The 19,157-nt window shown below is 52.7% G+C and carries 17 protein-coding genes and 1 pseudogene; 10 read left to right on the plus strand and 8 right to left on the minus strand.

Annotated elements, in window-relative coordinates; translation table 11 throughout:
• Nucleotides 1-79: 79 nt before the first annotated feature.
• Together ctaA and PFRI_RS04880 are read left to right on the plus strand one after the other, a co-directional pair.
• The gene (gene ctaA, locus PFRI_RS04875; protein ID WP_072629615.1) at nucleotides 80-1,219 is read left to right on the plus strand and encodes a heme A synthase; all 1,140 of its coding nucleotides are present in this window, start codon (nucleotides 80-82) and stop codon (nucleotides 1,217-1,219) included.
• Nucleotides 1,219-2,682 carry a carboxypeptidase M32 gene (locus PFRI_RS04880; protein WP_072629616.1) on the plus strand — a complete coding sequence of 488 codons (1,464 nt, stop codon included), beginning with the start codon at nucleotides 1,219-1,221 and terminating at the stop codon, nucleotides 2,680-2,682. The genes ctaA and PFRI_RS04880 overlap by 1 nt, the downstream gene beginning before the upstream one ends.
• A gap of 485 nt (nucleotides 2,683-3,167) precedes the next feature.
• Here the strand turns inward: PFRI_RS04880 and PFRI_RS04890 are convergent, their stop codons facing one another.
• From PFRI_RS04890 to hemB, 5 genes are all read right to left on the minus strand, one after another.
• On the minus strand, nucleotides 3,168-3,977 hold the full coding sequence (locus PFRI_RS04890; protein ID WP_072629618.1) for a LysR family transcriptional regulator: 810 nt from the start codon (nucleotides 3,975-3,977) through the stop codon (nucleotides 3,168-3,170).
• Between the two features lie 412 nt (nucleotides 3,978-4,389).
• On the minus strand, nucleotides 4,390-4,566 hold the full coding sequence (locus PFRI_RS21280; RefSeq protein ID WP_170124843.1) for a hypothetical protein: 177 nt from the start codon (nucleotides 4,564-4,566) through the stop codon (nucleotides 4,390-4,392).
• 11 nt (nucleotides 4,567-4,577) lie between these two features.
• Nucleotides 4,578-7,340 carry a DNA gyrase subunit A gene (gene gyrA, locus PFRI_RS04895; protein WP_072629619.1) on the minus strand — a complete coding sequence of 921 codons (2,763 nt, stop codon included), beginning with the start codon at nucleotides 7,338-7,340 and terminating at the stop codon, nucleotides 4,578-4,580.
• 106 nt (nucleotides 7,341-7,446) lie between these two features.
• Nucleotides 7,447-8,022 carry a lipid-binding SYLF domain-containing protein gene (locus PFRI_RS04900; protein WP_072629620.1) on the minus strand — a complete coding sequence of 192 codons (576 nt, stop codon included), beginning with the start codon at nucleotides 8,020-8,022 and terminating at the stop codon, nucleotides 7,447-7,449.
• 123 nt (nucleotides 8,023-8,145) lie between these two features.
• Nucleotides 8,146-9,147 carry a porphobilinogen synthase gene (gene hemB, locus PFRI_RS04905; protein WP_072629621.1) on the minus strand — a complete coding sequence of 334 codons (1,002 nt, stop codon included), beginning with the start codon at nucleotides 9,145-9,147 and terminating at the stop codon, nucleotides 8,146-8,148.
• A gap of 165 nt (nucleotides 9,148-9,312) precedes the next feature.
• Here hemB and PFRI_RS04910 point away from each other — a divergent pair, with 165 nt between their 5' ends.
• Nucleotides 9,313-9,804: a component of SufBCD complex gene (locus PFRI_RS04910; protein WP_072629642.1), complete on the plus strand. Its 492-nt coding sequence runs from the start codon at nucleotides 9,313-9,315 to the stop codon at nucleotides 9,802-9,804.
• A 30-nt stretch (nucleotides 9,805-9,834) separates the two neighbouring features.
• Complete coding sequence (gene mfd / locus PFRI_RS04915) at nucleotides 9,835-13,287, plus strand: transcription-repair coupling factor (RefSeq protein WP_072629622.1); 3,453 nt, start codon at nucleotides 9,835-9,837, stop codon at nucleotides 13,285-13,287.
• Nucleotides 13,288-13,318: 31 nt separating this feature from the next.
• Here the strand turns inward: mfd and PFRI_RS04920 are convergent, their stop codons facing one another.
• The 3 genes from PFRI_RS04920 to PFRI_RS04930 are packed head-to-tail and all read right to left on the minus strand — an operon-like array spanning nucleotide 13,319 to nucleotide 14,790.
• On the minus strand, nucleotides 13,319-13,894 hold the full coding sequence (locus tag PFRI_RS04920) for an HD domain-containing protein (RefSeq protein ID WP_072629623.1): 576 nt from the start codon (nucleotides 13,892-13,894) through the stop codon (nucleotides 13,319-13,321).
• Nucleotides 13,891-14,127 (minus strand): hypothetical protein, encoded by a 237-nt coding sequence (locus tag PFRI_RS04925; RefSeq protein WP_072629624.1) that lies wholly within the window; start codon nucleotides 14,125-14,127, stop codon nucleotides 13,891-13,893. Before PFRI_RS04925 ends, PFRI_RS04920 begins: the two co-directional genes overlap by 4 nt.
• A 9-nt stretch (nucleotides 14,128-14,136) precedes the next feature.
• Nucleotides 14,137-14,790 (minus strand): alpha/beta hydrolase, encoded by a 654-nt coding sequence (locus tag PFRI_RS04930; RefSeq protein ID WP_072629625.1) that lies wholly within the window; start codon nucleotides 14,788-14,790, stop codon nucleotides 14,137-14,139.
• Nucleotides 14,791-14,982: 192 nt separating this feature from the next.
• On the opposite strand from PFRI_RS04930, the gene iscR reads away from it, so the two are divergent.
• From iscR to PFRI_RS04955, 6 genes and pseudogenes are all read left to right on the plus strand, one after another.
• Nucleotides 14,983-15,441, plus strand: coding sequence for a Fe-S cluster assembly transcriptional regulator IscR (gene iscR / locus PFRI_RS04935; protein WP_072629626.1), 459 nt, complete (start codon nucleotides 14,983-14,985; stop codon nucleotides 15,439-15,441).
• Nucleotides 15,441-16,484 (plus strand): cysteine desulfurase family protein, encoded by a 1,044-nt coding sequence (locus tag PFRI_RS04940; RefSeq protein WP_072629627.1) that lies wholly within the window; start codon nucleotides 15,441-15,443, stop codon nucleotides 16,482-16,484. The genes iscR and PFRI_RS04940 overlap by 1 nt, the downstream gene beginning before the upstream one ends.
• A gap of 23 nt (nucleotides 16,485-16,507) precedes the next feature.
• Nucleotides 16,508-18,043 (plus strand): Fe-S cluster assembly protein SufB, encoded by a 1,536-nt coding sequence (sufB, locus tag PFRI_RS04945; RefSeq protein ID WP_072629628.1) that lies wholly within the window; start codon nucleotides 16,508-16,510, stop codon nucleotides 18,041-18,043.
• 10 nt (nucleotides 18,044-18,053) lie between these two features.
• Entirely contained in the window at nucleotides 18,054-18,230 is a 177-nt protein-coding gene (locus tag PFRI_RS21285) for a hypothetical protein (protein WP_170124842.1), read from the plus strand.
• Nucleotides 18,227-18,540, plus strand: a pseudogene (locus tag PFRI_RS04950) (heavy metal-binding domain-containing protein). Before PFRI_RS21285 ends, PFRI_RS04950 begins: the two are co-directional and overlap by 4 nt.
• A 41-nt stretch (nucleotides 18,541-18,581) precedes the next feature.
• Entirely contained in the window at nucleotides 18,582-19,142 is a 561-nt protein-coding gene (locus tag PFRI_RS04955; protein ID WP_072629643.1) for a hypothetical protein, read from the plus strand.
• The last annotated feature ends 15 nt before the right edge of the window (nucleotides 19,143-19,157 follow it).

Here is a 19,157-nt window from a genome sequence, read left to right on the forward strand (position 1 = left end):
AATCCTGAGCGACCCTTGAAGGGGCAGGGCGCGCGGCCTAACCTTTGATCAAATAATCTGACGGTTCAAGAGGCAGACCATGAGCACGAAACGCAATATTTTCGAAGATGTTGGCACCGCAGAAAAAGCGGCTCCTGTCACGGGCTTGATTGATGCAGGCAAGCGCGGCGCGCGGCGCGGCATTCGGCTTTGGTTGATCTTGCTGTTTGCATTGGTTGCTGTGATGATTCTAGTGGGCGGTTTGACGCGTCTCACTGACAGTGGATTGGCGATTACCGAATGGAAGCCCGTCACAGGTGCAATGCCGCCTATGACAGAAGCCGCATGGCAGCTTGAGTTCGACAAATACCGTGAAATTCCAGAGTACAAATTGCAAAATCAGGGCATGTCGATGTCCGAATTCCAGTTCATCTATTGGTGGGAATGGGGTCACCGCCAGCTAGGCCGCGTTATCGGTCTCGTCTGGGCGCTGGGTTTCTTTGGTTTCCTTTTGACGCGCAATATCCCTACCGGCTGGACGGGGCGATTGCTTGGTATCGGCGTTCTGGGTGGTATCCAAGGCGCGGTTGGCTGGTGGATGGTGTCCTCTGGACTAACAGGAACGATGCTCGATGTGGCGTCCTATCGATTGGCGACGCATCTTGGTTTGGCCTTTGTGATCCTTGGCTTTATCGCTTGGTTCGTGTTCGAGCTGAAATGCGAAGAGCGCCAATTGATGCAATGTCGTCGGCACCGTGAACAACGGCTTTATACCGCTGCGACTTGGCTGACTGCATTTGCGTTCATTCAAATCCTACTCGGCGCATTGGTCGCGGGCATCGACGCGGGGCGCACGTATACAGATTGGCCGCTGATGGCTGGCGGTTTCATCCCGCCGTATCCGTTTGATCTGGACCCTGTCTGGCGTAATTTCTTTGAAAACGCAGGTCTTGTGCAGTTCATGCACCGAATGGCAGGCTATGGGTTATTCCTATTTGGTATCGTGCTGTGGCGTCAGGCGCGTCATTCGCCGAACTCTGGGACGCGTGGTGCGTTCACTGTCGTACTTGGCATGATGACACTGCAAATGATCCTTGGGATCTTCACTGTGCTCTACGGCGCACCGCTTGAAATTGCTATTATTCACCAGCTGGGCGCAGTCGCGCTTTGGGTGCTGATCCTACGCGCACGCTTTTATGCGGGCTATCCGACCCCTGACACACTGCGAGGAGCAGCATAATGAGTGCATATGATGATTTAATGGCCTTTCAAAAAGAGACCGAAGCGTTGGGCCAGGTCATGGGCCGCTTGGGCTGGGATCAAGAAACAATGATGCCGCGCGGTGCAGCACCACAACGCGCTGAAGAGATGGCTGCACTAGAAGGTGTGCTGCACGCGCGCCGCACCGATCCGCGCATTGGTGACTGGTTGTCCGAGGCGCATGCGCCTGATGAGGTGGGCAAAGCGCAGCTGCGTTTGATCACACGCTCTTATGAACGCGCGTCCAAAGTTCCTGCGGATCTTGCACAACGATTGGCGAAACTTACCTCTGCGAGCCAAGGTATTTGGGCAGAAGCACGTGCGGATGAGGATGTCGCAGCTTTTCTGCCAACTCTGAAAGAAGTGGTTGCATTGAAGCGGGAAGAGGGCGCAGCACTCGCCGCAGGCGGTGACGTCTATGATGCGATGTTGCAAGATTATGAACCGGGTGCGAGCGCTGAAAGCCTAAGCGCGATGTTCGCAGCGCTGCGGCCGCGATTGACGACATTGCGCGATGAAGTGATGGCATCCGAGCAACCTGCCGATCTCGACTTCGATTTTGACGAAGGCAAACAAATGAAGCTGACGCGCAAGCTCGCCAAAGCGTTCGGCTATGACATGAGCCATGGCCGCGTGGACAAGGCGGTGCATCCGTTCTCGTCGGGTTCCGGCCAAGACGTGCGCATCACGACGCGCACGAGCCCACGCGATCCGTTCAATTGTCTCTACTCCACTGTCCATGAAGTCGGCCACGCCTGCTATGAGCAGGGGATTAGCAAGGAGTATCTGCTCACACCGCTTGGCAATGGTGTGTCCATGGGCGTGCACGAAAGCCAAAGCCGCATTTATGAAAACCAGTTGGGCCGCTCAAAGCCGTTTTGTGGTTGGCTCTATGGTCAGATGCGCGACACGTTTGGGGACTTTGGTGTTGCAGATGAGGACGCGTTCTACCGCACCGTGAACAAGCTGCGCCAAGGGTTCATTCGTACCGAAGCGGATGAGGTGCAATACAACCTTCATGTGCTTTTGCGCTTCGATCTTGAGCGCGCCTTGATCTCGGGTGATCTGGCAGTTGATGATCTCGAAGCCGCTTGGAACGATCGCTTCGCGTCTGATTTCGACTTTGAAGTTGATAAACCTTCAAACGGCGTGTTGCAGGATGTGCATTGGTCCGTTGGTCTGTTTGGTTATTTCGCGACCTACAGCTTGGGCAATGTCTATGCGGGGTGCTTGAACGAAGCGATGCGTGCTGATTTGCCAAATCTGGATGAAGCGCTGGCGCAGGGTGATCCAACTTCTGCAACAGAATGGCTCAATGAAGCGTTGCAGCGCCATGGCGGTCTGCGCGAGCCACGCGCGACGATAGCACATGCTTGTAGTGGTGTTGATCCGAGCGAGGAACGTTTATTAATGTACTTGGAGGATAAGTTCTCTAAGTTTTGAGCGATCAAAAGTATGCGGGCGCACCATGCGCCCGCTGCTTAAAGCAAAAAAGAATGGAAATATGAGAGGGCGGATCGGTTTAAGGATCGTCAAATAGGAAGGTAGCAAATCTTGCTAAAACACTTGAGTGGATTGCATAGGTTACTTCATATAGTGTGACTGTCTACGCTTTCCGTGAGGGTCTGAGACGTTGTCGGAACCCTCAAAGTAGAGCGACAAAAACACGAGCCAAATAGCGCAGCTCACCAACAAAAACGAGATCATTGTTGGAAAGAAACCTAAGCCTATATCTAAGTGACAATACAGCACTCCGGCGACGGCTGCTAAGTGTAGGCCTGCAACAAAACGCGAGGCAAAAGTAGCATATATTGAATTAATATCCATTATTTTTCTCCTCCATTCGCTGTATCTTAAACTTATGGTTGAATGTTATACTTTAGTAGCGAAAAGTTTGCAGAAGTAGTTCTGCAAAAATGGCATGGTTCTTACTTGATGGTCTCCAGCCAATTGAAAACGCTTCTAATTATTGGGTCATTCCTACGAGACTCATGACAAGACGCCCATACACTATCGATAAAGACAGGCGAATTTGGTACCTCACCTAGATCGTCAAATTGATTAGCTAATGACCGTGGCAACATGACCATATATGGAAGTTCCTGAATGGCCTTGAGCGCCATATTTAATCCTTGCAACGCGATCCTCGGAGGGGCCTCAAAGTTGTCTTTCAGAAAACTTTGATCAATTTTCTGACCAGGTTGGTCTATAAGTTCGATCCAGCCTTCCAAGTTTGGAAAAAACGCTTTGTTCGCAAAAACAGCATATTCTGTAGATGCCACTTTTTTTCGTACTAAGCGACCTTCGTTCGGCGGTTCGCAAGTGAAAGTCATATCAACTTCGCCAAAAGCTAAAGATGACGGGTTTATACTTATATGAAGGTTTATATTCGGAACCGCGCGTAGCGCTGCACGCCAGTTTTGCGTGAAAAATGCCTGCATTAAGCGCATTTCACTGTAGATTCTCAGCGTGCCCGCCGGAACTGTAGATGTATCGGTCTCAATCTCGTCGATGTTCGTCTTGGTGTTCTTTGCAATCTCGACCAATTGCTGCCCAAATTCAGTCGGGGTCCACTCCTGACCGTTCTTAACGAAAATCGGCTTCTGATAGGTTTCAGCTAAGTTGTTGATGTGCCGAGAAACCGTTGTTGCATTTGTTCTAAGGGCCTTGGCGGCTTTGCTCATGGTCTTATATTCAGCCAGCGCTAAGCAATATATTAGATCTTGCCAATTTTGCATTCCAAAAGCCCATTTTTATAGGGTTAAAAAGACACCGTGCTAACCATTTGTTTTGTTCAAACAATGACTTGGAACAGTCTGAAATGGATAACGCGACTATCTTTTGAAATGCCATATCCTCCAAAGCGCGACTATTCTCGCGAAGGATATCTTTTGGAGTATTAAGATACACTTCTGTTCGTAGGGTAACATCACCGTGTCAAAATACAACTATTGATTGTTATTTTATTGCTTCACTCAACCAAATTGCGCATTTTGCGCTTCACAAAGATTTTGAAGATGATTGTAAGGCAAAGTAAAAATACATTTTATGAATTCTTGACGGACAGCGCACGACACTTCCAGCAGCAACCAAAAGTGAGACTTGAGCATGCTCACTTTTGGTTTCGATACTAAAGATTCGATCGTAAGACTACTTTTTGTCGCGCGCTGCTTTTTCGTCTTTTGTCAGCGTCTGGTTCCAAACGTTCTTTGAAATCCCAAGCTCGGGCTTCATCGGCTTGGTCACACCTTTCTTGACCTCGCCACCCTTTTTCAGAAATTCTTGAATAAGCGCATCTTCGGTGGTTGATTTAGGTACTTGCTTCATCGTTCATCCCCTTATTCTGTTTCGGTTTCAGCGGCGTCGTCACCAAGCTCTTCATCACCTTGATCGGCGATCCAAGCGACCGACACAACGCTTTCGTTCTTACCTGTGTTGAACACTTTCACGCCACCCGCAGAGCGTGAGCGGAAAGAAATGCCATCCACTGGGACGCGGATCGATTGGCCCTTGGACGTGGCGAGCATGATTTGATCGTCCATCTCAACCGGGAAGCTGGCAACGACTTCGCCGCCACGCATTGCTTTGTCCATCGCAGTAACGCCCATACCACCACGTCCACGCAGCGGATAATCATGAGACGAGGACAGTTTGCCCGCACCACCAGAGGTGATGGTCAGGATCAAGTTCTCAATCGCGGACATTTCTGCGTAACGCTCTTGCGTGATCTGGCTGTTCGCGTCGCCTTCTTCCTCATCAGGCAGCTCCGCATCATCCGCAAGACCCGCCATAGCGCGGCGCATTTTCAGATAGGTAGCGCGCTCATCGGAGGTCGCTTCAAAGTGGCGAATGACAGACATCGAAACGACTGTGTCATTGCCTTGTAGTTTGATCCCGCGCACTCCAGTTGACGCGCGCGAGTTGAACACACGCACATCAGTGGCACGGAAGCGGATTGCGCGGCCAGAGTTGGTCACAAGCATCACATCATCATCGTGGCTCGCGATGCGTACATCGATGAGGGTGGTGTTCTCGTGCTCACCCTCGAATTTCATCGCGATTTTGCCGTTACGCATGACGTTGGTGAAGTCCGACAGCTTGTTACGGCGCACGGTGCCTGCGGAGGTGGCGAAGACCACTTGCAGATCATCCCACTCTTTTTCGTCACGATCCACTGGCATGATAGCCGCAATCGACACGCCTGGTGGGATGGGCAAGATGTTCACAATTGCTTTGCCTTTTGCGGTACGACCACCAAGGGGCAGACGCCAAGTCTTGAGCTTGTAGCTCATACCATCCGTCGTGAAGAACAATAGCTGCGTGTGCGTGTTGGCGACGAACAACGTGGTAATGACGTCTTCATCTTTGGTCTGCATCCCAGCGACACCCTTGCCACCACGACGCTGCGCGCGAAAATCAACCAGAGGCGTGCGCTTGATGTAGCCACCTGAGGTGATGGTGACGACCATATCCTCGCGCTCGATCAGATCTTCGTCTTCCATATCGCCGGACCAGTCGACAATTTCGGTGCGACGATCCACTGCGAATTTCTCACGGACTTCTTTCAACTCGTTGCGAATGATCTCCATGATCCGTTCGCGCGAACCAAGAATTTCCAAGTATTCTCTGATCTTTGCAGCGAGTTCTTTAAGTTCATTGGTGACTTCAGTGACACCAAGCTGGGTCAAGCGTTGAAGCCGCAATTCAAGGATTGCGCGAGCCTGTGTTTCGGACAGGTTATAGGTGCCGTCGTCGTTCATCTTGTGGGTCGGATCATCGATCAAGTTGATGTATTCGGCGATTGCCATGGCTGGCCAACGACGCGTCATCAGTTTTTCGCGCGCTTCGGCCGCATCAGCAGAGGCACGGATCGTTGCAACGACTTCATCGACGTTTGTGACAGCCACGGCAAGACCACATAGGATATGGCTGCGCTCACGCGCTTTGCGCAATTCAAATGCGGTGCGACGTGCAACAACATCCTCTCGGAAATCGATAAAGCTCGTCAAGAAGCGGCGCAAAGTAAGGGTCTCAGGACGTCCGCCGTTCAGCGCAAGCATGTTGCAACCGAAGTATGTTTGCATTGGCGTGAAACGAAAGAGCTGGTTGAGAACAACTTCAGGCGTTGCATCGCGTTTTAGTTCGACCACGACGCGCACGCCATTTCGGTCGCTTTCGTCTTGAACGTGGGCTACACCTTCGATCTTTTTCTCGCGAACCTGCTCGGCAATCTTTTCGATCATTGAGGCTTTGTTCACCTGATAGGGAATCTCATCAACGATGATCGCATAGCGGTCTTTGCGAATTTCTTCGACGCGGGTTTTGGCGCGAATAACGACTGAACCACGCCCTTCAAGATAGGCTTTGCGTGCACCGCTGCGACCCAGCATAATGCCACCTGTCGGAAAGTCAGGACCGGGTACGTATTCGATCAGTTCCTCAGTTGTGAGATCTGGATTGTCGATCAAAGCAAGGGTCGCTGTGACCACTTCACCAAGGTTATGCGGCGGGATATTCGTGGCCATACCAACAGCAATACCGCCAGCACCATTGACCAGCATATTCGGATAGCGCGCGGGAAGAACTGTCGGTTCTCGGTCTTTACCGTCGTAGTTGTCCTGAAAATCGACCGTTTCTTTGTCTATATCGGACAAAAGGAAGGCAGCAGGCTTGTCCATGCGCACTTCGGTATAACGCATCGCAGCGGCGTTATCGCCGTCCATGGAGCCAAAGTTGCCCTGACCATCCAGCAAGGGCAGCGACATAGAAAAATCTTGCGCCATACGCACGAGTGCATCGTAGATCGCGGAATCACCGTGCGGGTGATATTTACCCATCACGTCGCCTACAGCACGGGCGGACTTGCGGTAGCTTTTCTCGTGATTGTTGCCCGCTTCGTGCATCGCGTAAAGAATGCGGCGGTGGACAGGTTTCAGGCCATCTCGCAGGTCGGGAATCGCACGTGAAACGATGACGGACATCGCATAATCAAGATAGGAGGTTTTCATCTCCGCCGTGATCGAAATCGAAGGTCCCGTATACGCGGATACTGGTCTTTGATTTTCGTCTTCGTTTTCAGGGGTTTCTGGTGTGTCGTTCACGTGAATTTTCCAGTCCTGTCACCGCACACTCGTTTTGATCGAGCCGCTATATTTAGTTGGCTCGTTTGTAGCAGAAACATGATCTGGGGTGCAATGGGAGGCGCGTTTAAAAGCGCTCAGGAGGGGCCATTTTAGAGTATTTTGTGCCCTCAATCGTGACACCCAGTTTCAAACCGGCTTGGCCGAAAATGATGCTTATGACAGGCGCTGAATTGGTTGTTGTCGATGTACTGAAGGTCTGGCCATCGTCATAGATCGCCGCTTCCACATCCGCGCCAAGTTCCCAGCCATCGCCTGTGCGGAAATTCAACAGCGCATCTTCTGTCATAAAGAAGAGAACATGCGCATATTGGTTAGCGCCGATTTGCACGCCCCAGTTTGCTTTGGTCGTATTGTAATACTCAACAGAGACACCGCCAACACGCAAAGCACCGCGCCCGAAACCGCCACCAAAGCCAAGTCCGGCTTCGGTAATAAGCGGCATCACCAACATACCAGCAGATCGCGCGGCGATGGATCGTGTTTTGCCATACTGGGCGAACATTTCAGCAAGCGTCGCATCAACCCGCGCATCAAGGCGGTCAGGGGCGGTCGTTCCGCTAATGCGATCACACCCGCTAAGTGCGACTGCGCCGCCAGCCAAACCGGAAAGCGCAAATGCGCGACGGGAGAAAGTCGTCATAGGAATACCAGCTTTTTGCCTCATCAACCCAGCTCTGACGGCGGGCGTTGGTGTAGAGATACCCCAAACGCGCGCTTAAGTCATCGCTTTCAAAGGCAAAGCAGCGGAGATCAGCGCAAATTGTTACCCATTTGCCAGAATTTCAGCGACGCGCGGCGCAAAATAGCTCAAAACACCGTCACAACCTGCGCGTTTAAAGCACATCAGGCTCTCCATCATCACGCGCTCTCCATCGATCCAGCCGTTTTGTGCAGCGGCTTCGATCATCGCGTACTCACCGCTCACTTGATACGCGTAAGTCGGCACACCAAAGCCGTCTTTCACACGGCGACAGATATCGAGATAGGGCATGCCGGGCTTGACCATTACCATATCCGCACCTTCTTGTAGGTCACGCTGGATCAAGCGCATGGCTTCATCAGAATTGGCAGGGTTCATTTGATAGGTTTTCTTATCACCTTTAAGTGCACCTGACGCACCAACCGCATCGCGAAAAGGACCGTAATAAGCAGATGCGTATTTCGCTGCATAGCTCAGGATCATCACATTTTGATGCCCTTCAGATTCCAGAGCAGAGCGCATCGCGCCAATGCGTCCATCCATCATGTCTGAGGGGCCAATGATATCTGCACCAGCCTCTGCCTGCGCGAGTGTCATTTTGACCAAAGCGTCAACCGTGCGGTCATTGACGATCACATCATCCTCAACAAAGCCATCGTGGCCATTGATGTTATAAGGATCGAGCGCCACATCCGTCATCACTGCAATATCAGGTGCCGCGTCTTTGATCGCGCGGGTCGCCTGATTGCTAAGGTTATTGGGGTTCCACGCCTCTGCACAATCCTCCGTCTTGAGGCTGTCATCGGTGTAGGGGAACAGACATATCGCTGGGATACCAAGGCTTTGTGCATGTTTCGCGGCCTGTGCAATCTTATCAACAGAGCGGCGCATAACGCCCGGCATAGAGCCAACAGGTTCTTCGATCCCTTTGCCGTCTCGCACAAAGATGGGCCAGATCAGATCGCCGGGCGTGAGCGCGTTTTCTTGGGTCAACGCACGCAAAGCGGAGGTGCGACGTGCACGGCGAAAACGGGCGGCGGGAAAGGGGGCGACTGTCGGTGTCATAAGGGTCCTGCTTTGCAACTTTGTCTCTTGATGAACCTGACACGCGCGCGGGTTCAGAACAAGGCTGGGAATTGCATAAAAGGCCCGCTATAGGGGGCTTGATACTGCCCTTACCATCCGAGACTCGCTTTGGAACTCACAGACGCTCTTTTTGAACTCATTGATATGCGCTCGTTCTCGAACCTTTGGTTTTGGATTGCGCTTGCTGTGATGTGGTCCTCTGCGTCGCATTATGTGCTTGGCGTGCCCTATGATCTGGTTTTGCGCGCGCGCCGAGATGGTGGCTCTGCGGTTGGGGACATGGAAGATCTGGTGCGCATCAACGTGGCGCGTCTTTTGTATATCGGACGAATGTCGGGCCTTTGGTTGGCAGGGATCACGTGTTTTGTGCTGACAGGGCTTGGTTTGCTCGGCTTTATTTACTGGGTCGAATTCGCACAAGCGCTGTTCTTGCTCATGTTGCCGATGACCTTCGTGGGTTTACTCAGCCTCAACACCGCGCGTCTTATCCAAGACACTGCCGCCTCGGGTGAAGCGCTCTATACACGCTTGTTCCGACACCGTATTTTCGTGCAAGTCATTGGGATGATTTCGATTTTCGTCACGGCGATGTGGGGCATGTACACTAATCTCTCGCTTGGCCCGTTTGGCGTTTGACACGCGCGGCTTAAGGATCATCTTCGCCTTATGAGCAACGCTTCCCATATCACCGTTTCCGGTGCCCCTGAGGGCTATGACGCCCAGCTGATCCTGCGCGAACTTGAAAGTGCGGGCGCGCCCATTTGCCATATCGCGCGCGATGACAAACGCATGGTCGCAATGCAAGATGCACTGCGTTTCTTTGCGCCTGATATGCCCGTTGTGGTGTTTCCTGGGTGGGATTGCCTTCCGTATGATCGAGTTTCGCCGAACGCTGATATTTCGGCGGCGCGCATGGCGACGCTCGCGGGCCTCGTGCACGGAATGCCGGATAAATTCATTCTTTTGACGACGTTAGGTGCGGCAACCCAGCGTATTCCTGCGCGCTCTGTTCTGAAAGAAGCGGCGTTTTCTGCCACAGTCGGTGGTCGTGTGGACGAAAGAGCACTGCGCAATTTCTTGGTCCGTATGGGGTTCGTACAAAGCCCGACGGTGATGGAGCCGGGCGATTATGCGGTGCGTGGTGGTATCATCGATATTTTCCCACCGGGCGAGCAGGGACCCATCCGTCTTGATCTATTCGGCGATGTCTTGGATGGCGCACGCCGTTTTGATCCTGCGACGCAAAGGACAACCGAAAAGCTAGACGTTATAGAGCTTGCGCCAGTTTCCGAAGTGATCCTTGATGACGAAGCGATCACGCGGTTTCGTCAGAATTACCGCATCGAATTTGGCGCCGCTGGCACCGATGATCCGCTCTATGAGGCGGTGAGTGCGGGGCGCAAGCATCAAGGTGTTGAGCATTGGTTGCCGTTCTTTCACGAACGGCTTGAGACATTGTTTGACTATTTGCCAAAGGCCACAATCACCTGTGATGACGCTTTGACACCTGCGCGCATTGCGCGTTGGGAAAGCGTTGCGGATCAGTATGAAACCCGCAAAATTGCCATGGGTGCCAAGAACCGAATGGACTCGGTTTATAAACCAGCGCCTGCGGAGCTATTGTATCTCGATGAAGCGGCGTGGGACGCGGCGATATCAGATCGACGTGTGTTGCAGCTGGCCGTATTGCCGCAAGCTGTCGGGCTCGGCACAACAGACGCAAGTGGTCGCATTGGCCGTAACTTTGCGCCTGAACGTCAGCAGGAAAGTATCAGCCTTTTCGGTGCTTTAGCGAAGCATATTAAAGAAAAAATGGAGCAGGGACCTGTCGTCATCGCCTCGTATTCAGAGGGCGCTCGCGAACGTCTTTCTGGTTTGATCGAAGATGAAGGGCTTGCTGAAACGATTGCTTTGCGTGACGGCAAAGGGATTGGTAAGCGCGGCTTGTATCTGGCCGTTTGGGCGCTGGAACACGGGTTCGAAACGCCCGATATGACGGTGATTTCAGAGCAAGACGTGCTTGGTGATCGTCTTATCCGTACGGCCAAGAAACGCCGCAAGGCTGAAAATTTCCTGACTGAAACGCAAAGCCTAAATCCCGGCGATTTGGTCGTCCATGTGGATCACGGCATTGGCCGTTATCAAGGGCTTGAGGTAATTACCGCCGCAGGTGCTGCGCACGAGTGCATCTTGCTTGATTACGCAGACAGCGCGCGGTTGTATCTTCCGGTAGAAAATATCGAACTGCTTAGCAAATATGGTCACGAAGAAGGTTTGTTAGACCGTCTTGGCGGTGGTGCATGGCAAAGCAAAAAGGCCAAACTCAAAGAACGCATTCGCGAGATGGCCGACAAGCTTATTCGCGTTGCGGCTGAACGCGCTTTGCGTCGCGCACCCATTATGGAGCCGCCGCCTGGCATGTGGGATGCGTTCTCCGCGCGTTTTCCTTACCAAGAGACCGATGATCAACTTGGTGCGATTGGTGATGTTTTGGCAGACATGGGCTCTGGCCAACCGATGGATCGTCTTGTTTGCGGTGATGTGGGCTTTGGCAAAACCGAAGTAGCGATGCGTGCGGCGTTCATTGCAGCGATGTCTGGCGTGCAAGTGGCAATCATTGCGCCGACCACTTTGCTGGCGCGCCAACACTACAAGAGTTTTGCGGAACGCTTTCGCGGATTTTCCATTGAAGTCAGACCCTTGTCGCGGTTTGTAAGTGCAAAGAACGCAGAAGAAACGCGCAAAAACATGGCAGCAGGTCTCGTGGATATTGTTGTTGGCACTCATGCTTTGCTCGCCAAGAACACCAAGTTTAACAATTTGGGTTTGCTGATCATCGACGAAGAGCAGCACTTTGGTGTGGGTCATAAAGAACGCCTGAAAGCGCTGCGTACGGACATTCACGTACTTACGCTGACGGCGACTCCCATCCCGCGCACTTTGCAGCTTTCGCTCTCTGGCGTGCGGGATCTGTCGATCATCGGAACCCCGCCTGTGGACCGTCTCGCTATTCGCACATACGTCAGCGAGTTTGATGCGGTTACTTTGCGAGAGGCGCTCTTGCGCGAACATTATCGCGGCGGTCAGTCGTTTTATGTGGTTCCACGTATTTCCGACCTGCCAGAGATAGAAGCCTTCTTAAAAGAACAACTGCCAGAGCTTTCCTACATGGTCGCGCACGGTCAGATGGCGGCGGGCGAGCTCGATGATCGTATGAATGCGTTTTATGACGGAAAATACGATATTTTGTTGGCGACCACGATTGTGGAAAGCGGTCTGGATATTCCGACCGCCAATACGATGATTGTTCACCGTGCGGATATGTTTGGCCTTGCGCAGCTCTATCAAATTCGCGGACGCGTGGGGCGCTCTAAAACGCGGGCCTATGCGTATTTGACGACGAAACCACGCGCGAAATTAACCACAACTGCCGAAAAACGCCTGCGCGTTTTGGGGTCGCTGGATACGCTTGGGGCAGGGTTCACGCTTGCCTCGCAAGACTTGGATATTCGCGGAGCGGGCAATCTGCTCGGCGAGGAGCAATCGGGTCAAATGCGCGACGTGGGATATGAGCTGTATCAATCCATGTTGCAGGATGCGATTGCGAAGATCCGTTCGGGCGAGATGGATGGCCTGTCTGTGAACGATGATCAATGGGCCCCGCAGATCAATCTCGGTGTGCCTGTTTTGATCCCTGAAGACTATGTGCCTGACTTGGACGTGCGTTTGGGGCTCTATCGTCGTTTGTCTTCACTAACCACGAAAGTGGAATTGGAAGGATTTGCCGCCGAATTGATCGACCGTTTTGGCAAGCTTCCGAAAGAGGTGAACACGCTGATGCTGGTCGTGCGTATTAAAGCGATGTGTAAAAAGGCGGGTATCGCCAAGCTTGACGCTGGGCCAAAGGGTGCGACTGTACTGTTTCACAACGATAAATTCGCTTCGCCTGAAGGGCTAGTGTCTTTCATCCAGAGCCAGAAGGGCCAAGCGAAAGTGCGCGACAACAAGATCGTTGTGCTGCGCGATTGGAAAACGGATGTGGAGAAGATCAAAGGTGCCTTCGCCATCGCGCGTGATCTGGCTGAACATGCAGGTGCGATCAAACGTCGAGCGGGGTAGCGAATTTTCTAGAAAATTCGGTCGCTTCGTATCAATGTAAGAACCAAGCTCTGATCTTGGGCGATAACCAAGCCCAAAGCACAGGTGCGCCGCGTTCAATCTTGGAGCCGACACGCGCCTCGATCGTGTCATAGCTCACGCCATAATCGGTCCAACTGCCACCGTTTGACATCAGGTTTTGGTTGGGCGGTTGAAAGCGGTCCAGCGATTTTGCGAAAATCGCGTCGGGGGTTTGGGCGGCTTCGAACTCTTCCCAAATTGCGCGCAGTTCAACGCTTTGATCAACCGGCAGCATCCCGAAGATACGGTCCGCAGCTATCGCCTCATCCGCTTCCATAGCCGCAATATCATGATCACCAAAGATGGGGGCGTCACCTGCATCAATCTCGACCAGATCATGCAGCAACAGCATCTTGATCACACGGTTGATATCGACACCGTCGGGCGCATGTTCGGCTAAAACCAACGCATACAACGCAATATGCCAGCTATGTTCGCCTGAATTTTCATGCCGTGAACCGTCACACAACGTCGTCGCGCGGATCACGTTTTTGAGCTTGTCCGCTTCATTCAAAAAAGACATCTGCGCATCGAGACGCGCGCTCATTCCTTGTCCAAATCAGCGGCCGCTTTGTCGATACGTTCATCGAGAAACTTACGCGCGCGGTTCAAGGCAAGACGCACGCGCGCGGCTGTCATGAACGCTTCTTCAGCTGTGGTCGAAGACGACGCCAACATTTTGCCGATGTTGACCACCAGTTCCTCGTCACCAATCGCTTCTGCGGCTTCAATCGCATCGCGCGCCAGATCGTCGGCCATTTTATCAATGATCGCGGTCATAGCAGCACCTTAGCGGGTTGTTTCGGTCAGACGGCGTTTCACGTAGGTCTGAACATTGCCGATCATCGTGTCCATATGCGGCTCTTCAAAGAAGTGACCGGAGCCTTCAAGCTCTTGGTGCGTGACCGTTATGCCCTTTTGCTCGTGCAGCTTATTCACCAAACCAACCGTATCCGCAGGCGGTGCCACACGGTCGGCAGTGCCATTGATGATCAGACCAGACGCGGGGCAAGGGGCCAAGAACGAGAAGTCATACATATTCGCAGGCGGGCTGACAGAGATGAAGCCGGTGATCTCAGGGCGACGCATCAAAAGCTGCATGCCGATCCACGCGCCAAAGCTGAAACCAGCAACCCAGCAGTGTTTTGAATTGTTGTTCATCGATTGTAGGTAATCCAGCGCAGAGGCAGCATCGGACAATTCGCCTATGCCCTGATCGTATTCACCTTGCGAACGGCCCACGCCGCGGAAGTTGAACCGCAGAACCGTGAAGCCCATGTTATAAAACGCATAATGCAGATTGTAGACGAGCTTGTTGTTCATCGTCCCGCCAAATTGTGGGTGGGGATGCAGCACGATTGCAATCGGTGCGTCCTTTTCCTTTTGCGGGTGATAACGACCTTCCAAGCGGCCTTCTGGGCCTGGGAAAATAACCTCGGGCATATGCGTAAACTCCTCTGCGCAAAGCGTCGTGGCCATTCTTGACGAATAAGTCAGAGCACTTTAGAACCATTCTAAGCTGAGCAAGGCTCGGCCATCGACACGCATCTATGCAATGCATGCGCGAAGGTCAATCAAATCAGTGTCTTTGGCTGCAAAGAGGCATTGGTTTTAGCGATTCAAGTGGGGGCGCTTATGAAGTTATCGACAAAAGGGCGTTACGCTATGGTTGCGCTCACCGATATTGCGCTGCAATCGAGCGACGCTTTGGTCACGCTTGGTGATATTTCCAAACGTCAGGACGTGTCTTTGCCCTATCTCGAGCAGCTGTTTGTAAAACTGCGCCGTGCCAAATTGGTAGAGTCAGTACGTGGCCCCGGCGGGGGGTATCGTTTGGCAAAACCGACGTCGGAAATCCGTGTGCTCGATATTCTGGCCGCCGTAGATGAGACCGTTGATGCTATGCACAAAGGGGCAGGTGCCTCTGGTGCGTCGTCAGGGTCGCGCGCGCAATCTATGACCAATCGTTTGTGGGAAGGTCTCAGCGCGCATGTCTATGTGTATCTGCATCAAACGCGCCTGAGCGACGTGGTGAACAACGGGCTAGCGCCCTGTCCTGCGGTTCCGAACCTCTTTGATATTGTGGACGAATGATGGCGCGCGTTTATCTTGATTATAACGCAACCACGCCTTTGCGCGATGAAGCCCGCGCTGCGATGCGTGCGGCGATGGATCACTTTGGTAATCCATCTTCGGTGCATGCAGAAGGGCGCGCTGCCAAGTCCATAATAGAGAAAGCGCGCGCTCAGGTGTCGTCAGCCCTTGGTGCGGATGGCGCGGATATTGTTTTCACCTCAAGTGCGACGGAATCGGCAGCACTTGCTTGTGCGGGACGCACTTTGGCGAGCGCTCGGATCGAGCATGACGCAGTGCTCAGTTGGACGGCGGGTGATTTAGCGGTGGACGCTCTTGGCGCTGTCGAAGTCTTGGAGCCCAAGCAATCGGCGTTGCAACTGGCTAACTCTGAAACGGGGGTCATGCAACGTTTGCCAGATGGTTTAGCGCTTTGTGACATGACCCAAGCCTTTGGCAAACTCCCGCTTGCGTTCAACTGGTCGGGCGCTGATATGGCGCTGATCTCTGCGCATAAGTTGGGCGGACCCAAAGGTATCGGTGCTTTGGTTATCAAGCGCGGACTTGATGTGCCGGCTCAAATCAAAGGCGGCGGCCAAGAAATGGGACGTCGTTCTGGCACAGAAAACATCATCGGGATCGCAGGTTTTGGCGCTGCTGCAGAAGCGGCGCAACGTGATCTGGATGGCGGGCTTTGGAATAAAGTCGAGAAACTTAGAAACATTCTAGAAAGCGCTATTGCAGAACGCGCTAAACACACTATTTTTGTCGGGAAAGACACAGAGCGCCTGCCAAACACCTCATGTCTGCTGACGCCCGGATGGAAGGGTGAAACGCAAGTGATGCAAATGGATCTGGCAGGCTTTGCAATTTCGGCAGGATCCGCCTGCTCAAGTGGCAAGGTCAAGGCGAGCGGCGTTTTGATGGCGATGGGCTACAGCGAGGCCGATGCGGCATGCGCGATACGGGTCTCTTTGGGGCCTGATACGACTGAACAAGAGGTGCTGCGTTTTGCGGATGCATGGCTGGCCCAACACGATAAATTTCGCGCGCGAGCCGCGTAAGTGAACATGAACTGGAGACCGACATGGTAGCACTGGACAATGGAACAGATTCTGGCGTCAAAGAAGGCGTAGATCAGGAAACTGTCGATGCCGTGCGCGAAGTTGGCGGGGCCTATAAATATGGCTGGTCCACTGATATCGAGATGGAGTATGCGCCCAAGGGTCTGAATGAAGACATCGTGCGTTTGATCTCTTCCAAGAACGACGAACCAGAATGGATGTTGGAGTGGCGCCTTGAGGCGTATCGCCGTTGGTTGACCAAGGTTGAGCCGGATTGGGCGATGGTTGACTACCCTGAGATTGATTTTCAGGACCAGTATTATTACGCACGTCCGAAAAGCATGGAAGTGAAGCCGAAGTCTTTGGATGAGGTCGATCCAAAATTGCTGGCGACTTACGCCAAACTTGGCATTCCGTTGAAAGAGCAGATGATCCTTGCAGGTGTAGAGGGCGCGGAAGAAATCGACGTAAACGCGCCGCGCAAAGTGGCTGTAGACGCGGTGTTTGACAGTGTTTCCATTGGTACGACGTTTCAAGATGAGCTGAAAAAAGCAGGCGTGATTTTCTGCTCTATCTCCGAGGCGATCAAAGATCACCCTGAGTTGGTCAAGAAATATCTCGGCACCGTCGTTCCCGTTTCTGACAATTACTATGCGACGCTGAATTCTGCGGTCTTTTCCGATGGTTCGTTCGTTTATATCCCACCGGGTGTGCGTTGCCCTATGGAGCTGTCCACCTATTTCCGCATCAACGCAGAGAATACAGGCCAGTTTGAGCGGACTTTGATTATCGCCGATAAAGGCAGCTACGTCAGCTACTTGGAAGGCTGTACGGCCCCCATGCGCGATGAATCTCAGTTGCACGCGGCTGTTGTTGAAATCATCATCGAGGAAGATGCTGAAGTGAAATACTCCACCGTTCAGAACTGGTATCCCGGTGACGAGAACGGCAAGGGCGGTATCTATAACTTCGTCACCAAGCGCGCAGATTGCCGTGGTGATCGTGCCAAGGTGATGTGGACGCAGGTTGAAACCGGCTCTGCGGTCACATGGAAATACCCAAGCTGCATTTTGCGCGGGGATGATTCACAGGGTGAGTTTTACTCGATCGCCATCGCCAACAACTACCAGCAGGCGGATACGGGCACGAAAATGATCCACTTGGGCAAAAATACCAAGTCGCGGATCGTGTCTAAAGGTATCTCAGCGGGTCACGCGCAAAACACCTATCGCGGGTTGGTCTCTATGCACCCGAAAGCGAAGAATGCGCGTAACTTTACGCAGTGCGATAGCTTGCTGATCGGCGATCAATGTGGCGCGCACACGGTGCCCTATATCGAGGTGAAGAATAACTCTGCTCGGGTTGAACACGAAGCAACGACGTCCAAAGTGGATGATGAGCAGCTCTTCTACTGCCGCCAGCGTGGCATTGGCGAAGAGGACGCAGTTGCCTTGGTCGTGAACGGCTTCTGCAAAGAAGTGCTGCAAGCGCTGCCGATGGAATTCGCAATGGAAGCGCAGCAGTTGGTTGCGATTTCGCTCGAAGGCTCAGTGGGTTAAGGCGCAGACCATGGCGAAGCGGTCACTCTTATCGGCTTTCATTACAGGCTGTTTCTGCGCGGTTTTTGCGGTCGTCGTGACATCGCTGGGCATGTTGATTTCGCTGGTTCCAGGGATTTTGATCGCTTTCGTTTCCGGCTTTATGGGATCGCTCGTTGCGAGTTATGTATTGAAAGAACGCACATGATTATCACGACAACAAACAATATCGAGGGCCATAAAATCCTTGATTACAAGGGAATCGTTGTGGGCGAGGCGATCATGGGTGCGAATGTCGTACGCGATGTGTTTGCGTCGATCACCGATATCGTCGGTGGTCGCTCGGGTGCGTATGAGAGCAAGCTGCAAGATGCCCGCGACACTGCGATGCGTGAACTTGAAGAGCGCGCTGTGGCCGTAGGGGCGACAGCGGTTGTCGGGGTTGATCTTGATTACGAAGTGTCGGCAATTCCATGTTGATGGTCTCGGCATCTGGCACGGCGGTGATTACGGACTGATGAATATCGCGGTGCCCATAATTTCACGTCCAGAGTTGACGATGCCCGATGCAGAGGCCGCGCATTTGCGTGATGCTTACGCGCAGGCGAATGTCATTTTGGAATATGGCGTGGGTGGGTCCACCGTTTTGGCGGCAGAAATGGCGATCAAAACGATTACATCGGTCGAGACAGATCAGGTCTGGGTGAACATGATTGCTAACTGGTTTGCGCAGAACCCGGTGGCAAGTATGCCTGATGTCATTTGGGCCAACATAGGAAAAACCAAGGAATGGGGACGTCCAGCTGATGAAAGTCACTGGAAGGACTATTCCAAATATCCGTTGGAGATCTGGTCGTTAGAAGACCTTGTTCACCCTGATGTTGTGTTGGTTGATGGACGTTTTCGCGCGGGATGTGTCCTTGCCACTGCTTTTAATTGCTCCAGAGAAACACGGGTTCTTGTGGACGACTATTCTCGGCGACCCAGCTATCACGCAGTTGAAAAAATTGTAGGTGAGCCGCGGCTGATAGGCCGGATGGCAGAATTTGAAATAACCCCAACACCGATCCCGACAGAGCATCTGTTAGAGATCATTTCGCTCATGCAAGACCCTTACTAGGGCTACTAATTACAA

The organism is Planktotalea frisia, from assembly GCF_001890925.1.
Classification (GTDB): Bacteria; Pseudomonadota; Alphaproteobacteria; order Rhodobacterales; family Rhodobacteraceae; genus Planktotalea; species Planktotalea frisia.